This is a genomic window from Yersinia sp. 1252 StPb PI, assembly GCF_048593885.1.
Lineage (GTDB): Bacteria > Pseudomonadota > Gammaproteobacteria > Enterobacterales > Enterobacteriaceae > Yersinia > Yersinia enterocolitica_E.
This window is the reverse complement of the sequence record NZ_JAZGQE010000006.1, coordinates 45,858-58,722: the sequence shown is the minus strand read 5'-3', so window position 1 is coordinate 58,722 and position 12,865 is coordinate 45,858. Positions and strand designations below refer to the sequence as shown.

The window sequence follows — 12,865 nt, the reverse complement described above, 5'->3', positions numbered from 1 at the left end:
CCAGCCACACCAGTAACGTTGTGATCCGCCTCAGATTTTTGCATTGTTATCATTCTGATTGCTTGTGCCTTTTGGCGAATCGTGTTTATCTTTTAAGGCTTATTACACTTATTGATGAGATACCTCGTGAACTATTCCACTGCCACCTTCAGTCTACAAAATACTGCGTATGTTAACGCAGTGGTAGTCGTACGCGTGCTAGTGGTGGTGGTCGGCAGCGCGCCGTAACGGGTACCGAATCCAGAAAGATTCCCAAACCCCGCCGGCGCCAGCCGAGCGGGGTTTCTTTTTAGCCCCACTCTGTTAACCGCCGGCCCTGATGAAGGATATAACCATGCGTTATACAGGCGCCCAATTAATAGTTCGCTTGCTCGAGCAGCAAGGTATTACCACGGTCGCAGGCATTCCCGGCGGCGCAGCGTTACCGTTGTATGATGCTCTAGGGCAAAGCCGTATTATTCGCCATGTGCTGGCACGACACGAACAAGGTGCTGGCTTTATGGCTCAAGGCATGGCCCGCGCCACCGGCCAAACCGCAGTCTGCTTAGCCTCCAGCGGCCCTGGGGCAACCAATCTGGTCACGGCAATTGCCGATGCCAAACTCGACTCTATTCCACTCGTGTGTATTACAGGTCAGGTTTCCTCCTCAATGATTGGCACCGATGCTTTTCAAGAGGTTGATACCTATGGCATATCGATACCTATCACCAAACATAATTATCTGGTTCGCGATATCAGCGAATTGCCCCGGGTGATCCCAGCGGCATTTCGCATTGCCCAGTCTGGGCGGCCCGGCCCGGTATGGATTGATATTCCCAAAGATGTGCAAACAGCAGAAATTGAGCTTGAGAGTTTGCCGCTACCAGGCGTTGCCGATGAGCCTTGCCCAATAGACCCACAAGCTATCGCGCACGCCGCTCAAATGATCAACCGTGCGGCACGGCCTGTGCTCTATCTGGGGGGAGGAATCGTCAGTTCGCAGGCGCACCAACAAGCAATACAACTGGCTGAACAGGCTGGACTGCCAACTACCATGACATTAATGGCACTGGGTACCATGCCCGTTGACCACCCATTATCCTTGGGAATGTTGGGAATGCATGCAGCACGCTCAACCAATCTGATCATGCAACAAGCTGATTTATTGATCGTACTTGGGGCGAGATTTGATGATCGTGCTATCGGAAAAGCAGAACAATTCTGCCCTGATGCCAGCATCATTCATATTGATATTGACCCGGCTGAGTTAGGCAAAATCCGCCGACCACACCTGGCGATGAATGCCGACATTAAGCAGGTATTAACCCACCTGTTGCCTTTAGTTGAAACTCGTTCACGCAGCGAATGGCGCTCAACCGTCAGTGATATGCAGCGCGAATTTCCGTTCAATCAACCCAACAGCACCAACCCACTGTGCCACTATGGTTTGATTCGCGCGGCGGCCGAAGCGCTGGATGATGACACCATCATTACCACTGATGTGGGACAACACCAGATGTGGGTAGCGCAGGCTTATCCGTTGCATCGCCCGCGACAGTGGTTAACGTCTGGCGGGCTGGGCACCATGGGATTTGGTCTGCCCGCTGCCATTGGTGCAGCACTGGCGAAACCAGAGGCAAAAGTAGTGTGTTTTTCTGGTGATGGCAGCCTGATGATGAATATTCAGGAAATGGCGACCGCCGCTGAAGAACAGCTGAACGTTAAGATTATTTTGATGAATAACCAATCATTGGGTTTAGTCCATCAGCAACAGGAACTGTTCTTTGGTAAACGTATTTTTGCAGCCGACTACCCGTATCGCACAAACTTCATCCATATCGCAGAAGGGTTTGGTTTCTCCACATGTGACCTCAACACAGCCAGCGACCCTTATGCTGCCTTGCATGAAGCCTTAAACCGACCAGGCCCGGTATTGATCCACGCACTGATTGATGTGGATGAAAAAGTGTATCCGATGGTGCCACCGGGTGCGGCAAATATCGATATGATTGGAGGGGAGTAATATGACGACTCAACAAATGGCAGGACAACCAACACCAAACCTATCGACTTCTGCGCAGGTGACACTGTTACTCACCGTACGCAACCACCCCGGGGTGATGTCCCATATTTGCGGGTTATTTGCCCGGCGCGCATTTAACGTCGAGGGAATTTTATGTATGCCGTTGGCTGGCGGTGACGAAAGTCGCATTTGGCTGCAAGTCTTGGATGATCAGCGATTACTGCAAATGATAAGCCAGTTGGAGAAACTGGAGGATGTGCTCCAGGTGCGCCGCTTCGGGCCTGAAATGCCTATTTTTGACCAAGTAGAAGACTTAATTGCCAATCAACGGTGACGTTGTCACTAGCATTGAATTACGTTGGATGGCAGACCTTTCAAGCTTGCAACTAATATACGAGCATAGATAACCGGCTGTTATCGATAATATACCGTTAACGGCCTTTTAAAATTAGATAAGAGGTTAATTAGGCCAAGAGTAATTTCTGTAACTCTGCCAGCGAACTGACTTGGTAACGAGGCGCAATATTATCATCCGGTACACTGCCGTGCATATTAAGCCAGCAAGTATCTATCCCTGCATTAATACCACCCTGAATATCGGAATGCAGATTATCGCCCACCATTAGAATATGCTCTTTGGCCGGGTTATTCATTAAATTGAAAGCATGCTCAAATATAGCCACATCCGGTTTGGCCACCCCGACTTGTTCAGAAATGATCAGCGGAGAAAAGACATTTTTCAGACCAGTACGTTCCAAACGTATCGTTTGTAGCTCGGTAAAACCATTGGTAATAATGCCCATATTCACTTTACCACTCAAGGCATCAACCAACTCACGGGCACCCGGTAGGAGTGAACAGATATCCGCCATGGCGACTAAAAACTCACTGTTCAACCGGGTAGCTGCCACCCCCAGTTTCTCTGCCCACATCTCAAAACGGGTGTTTTGTAATTCGCTGGCGGATATTTTCCCATCTTGATAATCAACCCACAGTGGTTTATTAACCAATTGATAATAATCGAAATCCTGCACGGAAAAATCCACATTAAAGCGAGAAAACATCAGCTTTAACCCTTGATATGCATCAAAGTGAAATAGTGTCTCATCCGCATCGAACAGTATCCATTGGTATTTCATCACGACTATCTCTCTGACATTATTAGGCGCGCTATGGTAGCGACTATTAGCGTTCAGCTCAAGTTACACCGCGACGATACCTGGCTAATCATATTAATAGTGCTGCCGATATATCACGGTTTATTGCGATAACGTCTTCACCGGTTACTAAGGGGGCATCAAACGCCGACAATACTTTGCGGTTTATTTCAATCAGCGCGTCGTCAATTTTGATTTCCATATCTAACGCGATATCTGCTAATTTTTCTCTTTCCCAAGAGTCGCGGGAAATCAATAATTTCAAGAAAGTCACGATGCTATCGGGCAAATTAGCACTAATTGCTGTTATTGATTGTGGATTAATCTCTTCCTGAGTCGATACCTCAGTATTTTCAGTAACAAACAGACTCTCCAGCAACACCACTAATTGCTGGCTTTCATTTTTTAACAGATTAATACGGTCTGTATCATTAATAACTTCAGCGGCTTGAGACGGCAGACTCAGTGTCATCGGGGTTGCACGGCTATCAAGATCGCTATAAACCAATTTGCTGTCTAAGGCAAAACGCTTATATACCCGTTCAAGAAATTTCACTTCTGGTGGCGTAATGGTTCCCTCTACCTGAATCAAATGTGCCAAAAAGCGAGCAATGGCCCGACGGTTCTCCAGCGAGAGCGGCTCAAGATTATTTTTCAGGGCCAGTAGGGTATTATTTTTCCTGATACCGGGTTGGAGATAAGCTTTCAACCGCATACGCTGACCGGGGCTAAGATAACCCCAGGCATCAATATGTCGGGTCAATATCATGGATTCTGGCTCACCGATACGCCCATCGATCATCACCGCTGCGCAAGCCAACTCCACCGCAAGCATGGTCACGCGGTATGCGGCAAAGGTGGCAGATTCAGCCACCATTGACTCAATAGGGAACAGTGCCACAGTATCTTGCAAAACAGGTGTGCGGTTATCTGCTCTGACATCAGGTTCAATACCCACTTGCAGTGATGCTAATGCAAAGGTTAATGCCATAACCTGACTGCGGGATAAACGCTCTAATGGCTTGGTGTCGCACGCCGTACTGAGCCGAAGAAAAAGCTCATCCAGCGTTACCATCAACAAACCATAACCCACTCTCGCTTTGATACTTTCTAACTCTGTTTTTAATGCTGCTGACCACAACGGCATCGGTAGTAATAGTTGCCCTTCCAGTGACATTTTTTTCTTTGGATTAACACTGGCAAAACGGTTATAGATATCCAGGTCATGCTGGCAAGATTCAAATATTGGCCTCAGCCTATCCCTATGCGCTTTACACACAGCCACATTCGGCAGTTCCCCCATCTGCTGAAAGAATTCTTGCCCCATTAATCCCGCAGATGCAGGGCGATAAAATATCAGTAGCTTGGTTTTATTTATGGGTAATAAAAATCCGTCTCCATACTGCTCACGATAACGCTGCTGAAAAAGTGAGGAGAAAATATCAGCACAATGTGCCATTGAGATATTCTGATTTATCGCCGGATCAGCCTCGCCCCAGGCGAGCGCCCAGGCGGCAGGCAAAGGTTGCTGGTCAACAGCCAACTGCCCTAAACCAACCAGTAGCGCCAACGGAAGTTCTGTTGATGCCTCGCGGGTTAATGGGGGTGGAGAGAGATAGAGTTTCTCTTCTATATTCACTCGAGATATATAAACCAACAAGTTCTGCGCATAATGATTAAATGCGTTATTTTTCCCATAAATATTTAGCAGGCGATTAATTTCTTCTTCAAGAATAGGAAGTTCTTTTTTCGCTACCGGATCAATTGCAGCATCGATTAAAATCCGATGTTCCAAACCATAGAAGAATAGGAAGACGTAACCAATATGCGCAGTAGGTGATTTACGCCCATCTGCAAGCCATTGTAAATAAGCTCTTCTCGCTTGCGGCGAACATGTCGAGTAATCAGGCGCATTATCAATCAGCGGCAAGGAGATATCTATTTCTTGTTCTGCCACATCCATCGATGGGTTAATAAATGCAGGTTCCGCACCAGTGCGATTACTTTTGTATTTATTACCAATGTAAATCATGCCATCGGGTAAATTTATTCCAGCCACAACCGCCAACTCGCCAGGACGTAACCAGGAAGCGCGGGCTAAAGATCCTCGCGAGGTCTCGGGTTTTTTAGTCGCGGGTTTCTTGATTTCATCAACTGATGGGGTCTGATTTGCGCTGCTACCTTCAATGCTATGTTCGGGTTCAAGCTGCGAAGGGGTAATAGGATAATCGCCAAGATCAGGTATCGCTGCAGTTTTCTGCATGTCCGCGCTAATAGATGAGGCGACAGACCGCTTCGTCCCTTTAAGATTTTGCCAGACAAAATACATGCATAAGATAGCCGCACTCAGTGCAATCCACACTTCTCTTGGGATACCTGTAATCAGCCCTAAAACGACTATTAGTAGGATAACCCAGCCGGTACCGGTAGATTTTCTCTTCGCCACGATGGTTTATATGCCCCTATCTTAAAATAGTAATTTTTATTCTGCCTTTAATGGCGATTTTTAATAAATAACTCTTTTCACACACCGTTTTTACACAAATAAACCACGGCAAAAAGCCGTAGAGAAAACCTGTAAATTTAACTTAAGTGCAATTTACAGGTTAAATAATAAGTCAGTGTTTTAATTTAATGCATCTGCCCACCATAACAACAGGCCAGAATGCACAATAAATCAATTATGCCAGTTGATTATGCATTCAGCTAGCAAAGACTATGCAACCATTGGATAAACTCCGCCGCTCTTGGTTTGTCCAGGGTTCGCTTGGGATAAATTAGATAATAAGGTTTTGTAACGGGTAATTTATGTTCAGACAACTGAATTAAACACCCCTCATCTAATTCTTTTTTAATCAAATGTTGTTGGCCCAGTAAAATACCGTTCCCCGCCACGGCCGAATCAATCGCCATGGAGGTTAAGTTGTAGATTGGCCCTCGGTTGGGAACACACTCATCTAATTTTGCTGACAGCAGCCATTCATGCCAATCAGGTAAGAACTGCCCTTCTTTGCCCCAATCAACATGTATCATTGGGTAGATAATGTTGTGTTTACCATCAAGCCAAGGGGTAGTTAATAGCAGTGGGCTTGCAACCGGAAAAACCCAATCCTGAAATAGCATTTCTTTCTCTTGCTGGGGATAATGTTCATCACCAAAAGCCAGATAAAAATCTGCCGCAGTACGATTGAAATCAACCACCCCGTGAGTAGCATGAATCCGAATATCCACATCGGGATATTGGTCTAACCACTGCTTGAGATGCGGATTAAGCCATCGACTCGCCAGGGCGGGCAGTGCTGAGATATTCAATGATATATTGCCTTTATCCCGCGCCATACTCTGTTGGGCCATCCGTAATGTTTCAAATGCCTGCTGTACATAAGCTAAATAGGCACTACCCTGCGAGGTCAGTTCAACGCCTGATTTCGAACGGGCAAATAATTGAATCCCCAGATGTTGCTCTAACTGACGTATTTGCTGGCTAACCGCCGCTGGCGTTAATGATAACCGGGCCGCCGCACTGGCCAGACTGCCGGTATTAGCGGCTGTCTCGAATGCTAAAATGGCGGTTAACTTTGGCAAACGAACAGCCTTCAAACTATTCATAACAGCCTCCCTTCTCCATAACGCATTATATTGATACCGATAGCCAAACTTAACCTAACAGTAACGTTTTATTGTTATTCCAGTTACAACTAATCCTATACAGTTAGGAACAGAAACCAAGCAACATTTAGCATTACTGGGAGGATATATGCAGCAGCTCAGCGAAATTATTAATATGGAAGCCAACCCAATCAACGATGTTATGTTCATCACACAGTGCAAGAACACGTTAGAAACATACGGTGCCTTGGTACTATCAGGCTTCTTGCAGCCCCGCGCGCTGAGTAGTATTAAACAAGAAGGCGTCAGTCATAAGCATCGAGCTTACTATGCCGCTAATCAGCATAATGTTTATCTGACCAAAGCCGATCCCGCCTTCCCTGCTGACCATCCCCGTAATCGGTTGGTTACCTCATCAAAAGGCTGTATTACTGACGAAGAGATCCCTACCGATTCCGCATTACGAACGCTGTACAATGCGCAAGATTTCCAAGACTTCTTGTGTGCCGTATTAGATGAAAAACAACTCTACCCTTACGCCGATTCACTTTCTTCCATTAACTTGCACTATGCCAGTCAAGGCCAAGAGTTAGGTTGGCATTTTGATAATTCATCATTCGCCATCACCTTATTAGTACAAAAACCGCAAGCGGGTGGCGTCTTTGAATATATTGAAGAGATGCGCGATGCCGATAAAGGAGAGATGAATTACTCAGGAGTGGAACGACTGTTAAACCAACAGGTCACACCTAAAACATTGCAAATTGAACCCGGGGACTTAGTGCTATTTCGTGGAAGAAATGCGATTCACCGAGTCACGCCGACCCAAGGGGATATCACACGAATGCTGGTAGTGTTAGCCTATAATGCTCAACCCGATATTGCGCTATCCGAGACCGCCAGAATGACTTTTTACGGTCGTATTTAGTTTTCAGTGGTTTTGCATTTACTTAACGGCTCTGCGGGCGTCCTTGCCCGCTAATAACATAGCTATTTTCTGCCAGCATACAACATTATTAAACCACTCCGGTGGTCACGCTGAAATGGCGGCTCTCTCCTGGGGATAACATTAATAACGTCCCCTTTTCTTTCGCCGCCAAATACCCTTCCGGGCGACAGGTTGCAGGTAAAATAAATGCAGCCACTTTCTGATCGCCATTATGTAAAATCCAACGAGTAGCATAATTAAACTGCGCGGTGGAAAAACGAGTAACAAAACGATGTCCTTGCGGGGACAACATAAAGAATTCTGCATTATCAACATATTGCGCAAGATTATCGGCAAAAAATACAATTTCTGGATCGTAAAACTCCGATTCATTTAAATCGGTTAATCCCTGAGTTCTTTCCCGTAATTGTTGGGTGTAGTGCAACCATTGCGGGGTTGGGTGTACATGTGCCGGCACTGTCTCACGCAATTTCAGTGCTGAACCGGGTAAGTTTTGACGGAAAGTGGCCCCAGGAATATAGGTGTAGTTCATATGACACATATATTGCAAAGGCATCGGCATACTGGATAAGTTAGTCACCTTCATCTCAATATCGAACTGCGCGCTACCGGCCCTGAGCCTAACCAGCGGTTGCGCACAATAATGATCACCGAACCCTTTCACATATTCCACACTGCCCGTGACGGCAAGTGTGTCGCCGTCAATAAGGAGCCAAGCGTAGTCCATTTCAGCACAAGGCATCTCGCCGTGTAATACATGGTCGTCCTCAGGCGATGGACAACCATTACGGCGCAAACCCGAATGGAAAGCAAAACAACCGTAGGTGTCAACAATGTTCTCTCCGCGCTTAGGTTGAGAGAACATATTTTCCATTTTCAGGTTATGCCCATCAAATTCCGCATCCCAAATCATTTGGCCGTAATAAGGTAAAACGGTCAGGTACCCACGAGAATTAACAATTTTCAGAGCTTCAATACCTGAGGCATATTTAAAACTGATAACAGTAAAATCACTACTGCTATAGATCTCTTGCTCCTGGTGACTGAACTGTTCACGGATTAGCGTTATTTTGGCGGTCATTTATTGTTACTCCCGGTTCAATTAAGACTCATTATTTGCCAATGTTGCCGCACTTGTCCGTTGTTTATTGCGCAGTTCACCCCAAAAATAGAAACCAACATAGGCGAAACACAATAATGAGACAAAAAATGCATGTTGCATTGAACCAAGATGGTCAGAGACAAACCCTTGTAATGCTGGTACCACTGCGGCCCCCACTATCGACATCACAATAATGGCCCCGGCCACTTCGGTATATTTGTTGTCTACTGTATCCAGGGTACCTGCATAGATAGTCGCCCAGCAGGGCCCAAACAAGACGCTGACAAATACGGCTGCATATACCGCAGTAAAGTTGGGTACGGTTACGACATAAAGCAGCGTTAATGCACCTAAAATAGAATAGGCAATTAACACTTTTTCGGCTTTAAATCGTGTCATCAGGAAGTTGGCCACAAACTTACCAATAAAGAAGCAAATAAAACTGTAAATCATAAAGTTCGAGGCATCTCGTTCATTAGATGCGCCCAGGTTTAAGGCCAGGCGAATCGTAAAGGACCATACTGCGACTTGCATACCCACATAGAGGAACTGCGCCGCAATGCCTTTTTTAAAACGACTGTTCCCAGCTAAATATTTCAAGGTTTCTTTTAATGACGGTGAAACCACTTTTTTACCGCTATCACCTTGTGGTTTGCAATGAGGATAACGAGTAATAACAAATAACAGCATAACCAGCAGCAGAACAAAAATCAGATATTTATAAGGTTCCAATGTATGTTCTAACATCGTAAGACGAAAAGCATGAATCTGATCTGGCGTCATCGCGGCCATTTGGTTGTGTAAACTATCACCTTCCTGAAATACCAGGTATTTACCGAGTACTATCCCCATCAATGCGCCGATCGGGTAGAAAGTTTGGCTGATATTAAGCCGTAAAGTGGCATAGTCTTTATGACCAATCATGGAGCTGTAGGTGTTAGCAGCAGTTTCAAGGAAACTTAAACCAATAGCGATGGCAAAAATAGCGGCCAGAAACATAGTATATGTTGCCATATGGGAGGCAGGATAAAACAACATACATCCGATAATATAAAGTGTTAACCCGATTAATATAGCAACTTTGTAACTGCTTTTTTTGATGACCAAAGAGGCAGGAATAGCAATCAGAAAATAACCGCCATAAAAGGCACTTTGTACCAGTGCACTGGCAAAATCACTGAGTGCAAATACGCTTTTAAATTGAGTAATTAAAATATCATTCAGACTGGCTGCACATCCCCATAGCGGGAATAAGCAGGAAAGCAAAATAAATTGGAATAACGGCGTTTTATTTAAATAGCCATCTGGCAGTTGAACGGTATTAAGGCGCATTTTATTTTCCTTGGTGTAGGGTCTTTAAAAAATCAATAAATTGCGACGCATCAGGATAAGAACGTTGGGTTCCCTTTCCTGTGACACTGTAGGCTGCAAAAGCAGAAGCCATTTCCATCGCTTTTAATATATTGCCGTGCTGGACATATTCATGAGCAAAACAACCAATGAAAGCATCACCTGCGCCGCTGGTGTCGATGGCGTGGACACTAACCGGTGGCACATGGTCAATGTGTTCACCGTGCATCCATAATGAGCCGCGATGCCCCAAAGTAATGATCAGGTTATGTAACCCTTTATCCAATAAGCTGCGCCCCGCACGGTAAATGTTATCCAGACTATCAACTGGCATTCCGGTCAGAATCGCCAGCTCAGTTTCATTTGGCATAAAGAACTCGCACTGACATGCATAGCCGATATCCAATGCTTTAGATGCGGGGGCTGGATTAAGAATAACTTTAATCTGGTGCTGGCGGGCAAAGTCGATAGCGGCGTAGACCGTTTCCAGCGGAATTTCGAGTTGTAGAATAATCAATTGGCAAGCTTTGAGCGCATCAGCAGCAGCATCGACATCCGCGGGTAACAAATGATTGTTAGCGCCTTTGATAATCAAAATTCGATTTTGTGATGATTTATCGACGAAAATCGGAGCCACACCACTCGAGGCCCCTGTAACTGCTTTTACATACTGGGTATCAACCCCAGCTTTTTGTAGATTTCTTATGGTATTTTCCGCAAACAGATCATCACCAACCCGAGTGACCATCATCACATTGGCACCTAACTTGGCAGCGGCAACCGCCTGATTGGCCCCTTTACCGCCGCACCCAATTTCAAAATTCGGTGCCTCCAATGTTTCCCCGACTTGCGGCATTTCATCAATATAGGTGATCAGATCAACCATGTTGGAACCAATTACTGCAATATCCATTGTTAACCCCTTTATTCTAATTTTCACCACGCAATGTTATTGCAATAACATTATCAGCTGACAAATGTTATGTGTGTGACAAAGATCGCAGCAATTGAAGTGCGCAGCATGGGAACTACAGGAGTTTGACATGAATTAAAATGTTATTATTATAACAATTGGTAAGGAATGATAATGTAAATCAGTGATATTTAGAGGATGGATATAATCGTGGCTAACAGAAACTAAAAATCCCGGCCATTATTGCACCGGGATTATTCAGGGAATTGTGTTGTAACAGGTGTATCGTGGCTTATTTAATCGCCATAGCATCACGCATGGTAAAGAACAGGTCGGTCTGGTCTGTTAGACCAACCACATTTGCCGCATTCGGTCCGTAAGCTGCTATGCGCAATTGGGTACCCGTGTGCCCTTGAGAATCATCTTCAGAGTTGCCGTAGCTTATCGCCATAACTGCGCCATCTTTCGTGGTTAACGCTTGTGTTAAGCCAGGAGCTTTTGCATCTGCTTCAATAATTTGACTGGAATGCGCGTGATCTGCTGTCACAATAACCAAGGTATTACCGTCTGCACGCGCAAACTCCAGTGCTTTTTGTACTGCTTCATCCAAATCGACAGTTTCACCGAACTGACCACAAGGGTTCGCCGCATGGTCTTGTTTATCAATGGATGCCCCTTCAACCTGTAAGAAGAATCCTTTTTCGTTATGTTTCAGCAGGTCAATTGCTTTTTCAGTCATCACTGCCAAGGTTGGAATATCTTTAGTACGCTCAGCATTGTTTTCACAAACTACCGGCGGCTTATCTAAATTGCCATGATAAGACGCTTTCGGCCCCTGCCAACGTACTGGCATGTTACCTGGGCTAAATAACCCTAATAGCGGTTTTTGTTGGTCTGCCTGCTTTATTGCATTCAGATCAGCAAGATTTTCGACAATAACATAACCTCGAGCCAGGGCTTGTTCACGCAGAGATTTATCTTTCCATTCACCGGCTTTAGCGACTTGGCTGAATGATTTAGCGCCACCACCCAATGTGACATCCGCGCGCCCGGCAATCATCTGCTCAGTAATTGAACCGCGCCCACCATTTTCCAGCGCATTGCTACTGCACTTCTCGCTCGTTTCCTCCGGGCCATAGCATTTTCGCCCAGTTACGTGAGCAAACTGTGCCGCAGGAGTGGCATCTTGCAGTTCAGCAGTTGAAACGTTACCGGTTGCTTTACCGGCTTTCTTCGCTAACTCCAACAAGGTGACGTGATCTTTTCCGAGCACATCAACACCCAGCGCGCCGTTATACGTTTTTACACCTGAGGACCAAGCTGTTGCGGAGGCAGCCGAGTCAGTCACGTAGTCTGGTTTTTGCGTTTTCTTATCTAATGAGTAGTGCGTGTATTGCCCTGTCAGCGGTAACGCATCAATTCCTTTAAAGAAACCACCGGCCCCCATAGCATAGTTACGTGCTGAGGTGATTTCTGAATCGCCCATACCATCGCCAATCAGTAAAATGACATTCTTTACGGTTTTATTGGAAAGCGAATCACGAAGAGCCTGTGTCTGATCACCGGTCAAACGTCGTGCCCCACCAAATTGAGTGACATCTCCCTTGGCGCTACGGTCATATAAGCCAGTGGCGGAAGCAACAGCATTCGGTGTAAACAATGAACTGGTGAGTATCAGAGTGGATAACGCTATGCCGGACAAAGTGGATACGCGGTTCTGCATCGGTATAATTCCTTGTTGTAAAACAGTAATACAATTTGTATTGATTGGTTACAACGGATA

General features: G+C 45.6%; 11 protein-coding genes. 4 read left to right on the top strand and 7 right to left on the bottom strand.

The genetic code is table 11. The features are described 5' to 3' along the window. Positions 1-126: 126 nt before the first annotated feature. The 3 genes from V2A85_RS02015 (at position 127) to ilvN (ending at position 2,336) form a co-directional block, all read left to right on the top strand. Complete coding sequence (locus tag V2A85_RS02015; protein WP_227746532.1) at positions 127-228, top strand: ilvB operon leader peptide IvbL; 102 nt, start codon at positions 127-129, stop codon at positions 226-228. A 106-nt stretch (positions 229-334) separates the two neighbouring features. Next, positions 335-2,002 carry an acetolactate synthase large subunit gene (ilvB, locus tag V2A85_RS02010; RefSeq protein ID WP_193784659.1) on the top strand — a complete coding sequence of 556 codons (1,668 nt, stop codon included), beginning with the start codon at positions 335-337 and terminating at the stop codon, positions 2,000-2,002. A 1-nt stretch (position 2,003) separates the two neighbouring features. Then, complete coding sequence (ilvN, locus tag V2A85_RS02005; protein WP_372559051.1) at positions 2,004-2,336, top strand: acetolactate synthase small subunit; 333 nt, start codon at positions 2,004-2,006, stop codon at positions 2,334-2,336. A 130-nt stretch (positions 2,337-2,466) separates the two neighbouring features. Here ilvN and yjjG read toward each other — a convergent pair whose 3' ends face one another. The 3 genes from yjjG to V2A85_RS01990 form a co-directional block, all read right to left on the bottom strand. Next, positions 2,467-3,141 carry a pyrimidine 5'-nucleotidase gene (gene yjjG / locus V2A85_RS02000; protein WP_083158814.1) on the bottom strand — a complete coding sequence of 225 codons (675 nt, stop codon included), beginning with the start codon at positions 3,139-3,141 and terminating at the stop codon, positions 2,467-2,469. 88 nt (positions 3,142-3,229) lie between these two features. Next, positions 3,230-5,605: a TerB N-terminal domain-containing protein gene (locus V2A85_RS01995; protein ID WP_420070827.1), complete on the bottom strand. Its 2,376-nt coding sequence runs from the start codon at positions 5,603-5,605 to the stop codon at positions 3,230-3,232. Between the two features lie 260 nt (positions 5,606-5,865). Continuing rightward, entirely contained in the window at positions 5,866-6,768 is a 903-nt protein-coding gene (locus V2A85_RS01990; RefSeq protein WP_420070826.1) for a LysR substrate-binding domain-containing protein, read from the bottom strand. A gap of 148 nt (positions 6,769-6,916) precedes the next feature. Between V2A85_RS01990 and V2A85_RS01985 the strand changes: the two genes are divergently transcribed. Next, on the top strand, positions 6,917-7,696 hold the full coding sequence (locus V2A85_RS01985) for a HalD/BesD family halogenase (protein ID WP_420070825.1): 780 nt from the start codon (positions 6,917-6,919) through the stop codon (positions 7,694-7,696). Between the two features lie 88 nt (positions 7,697-7,784). Here V2A85_RS01985 and V2A85_RS01980 read toward each other — a convergent pair whose 3' ends face one another. The 4 genes from V2A85_RS01980 to phoA form a co-directional block, all read right to left on the bottom strand. Then, positions 7,785-8,798: an aldose 1-epimerase family protein gene (locus V2A85_RS01980; protein WP_420070824.1), complete on the bottom strand. Its 1,014-nt coding sequence runs from the start codon at positions 8,796-8,798 to the stop codon at positions 7,785-7,787. Between the two features lie 21 nt (positions 8,799-8,819). Beyond that, the gene (fucP, locus tag V2A85_RS01975; protein ID WP_372559056.1) at positions 8,820-10,151 is read right to left on the bottom strand and encodes an L-fucose:H+ symporter permease; all 1,332 of its coding nucleotides are present in this window, start codon (positions 10,149-10,151) and stop codon (positions 8,820-8,822) included. 1 nt (position 10,152) lies between these two features. Next, a complete protein-coding gene (rbsK, locus tag V2A85_RS01970; RefSeq protein ID WP_372559057.1) occupies positions 10,153-11,082 on the bottom strand; it encodes a ribokinase in 930 nt (309 codons plus the stop codon). A 292-nt stretch (positions 11,083-11,374) separates the two neighbouring features. Then, positions 11,375-12,805: an alkaline phosphatase gene (phoA, locus tag V2A85_RS01965; protein ID WP_420070823.1), complete on the bottom strand. Its 1,431-nt coding sequence runs from the start codon at positions 12,803-12,805 to the stop codon at positions 11,375-11,377. Positions 12,806-12,865: the final 60 nt, after the last annotated feature.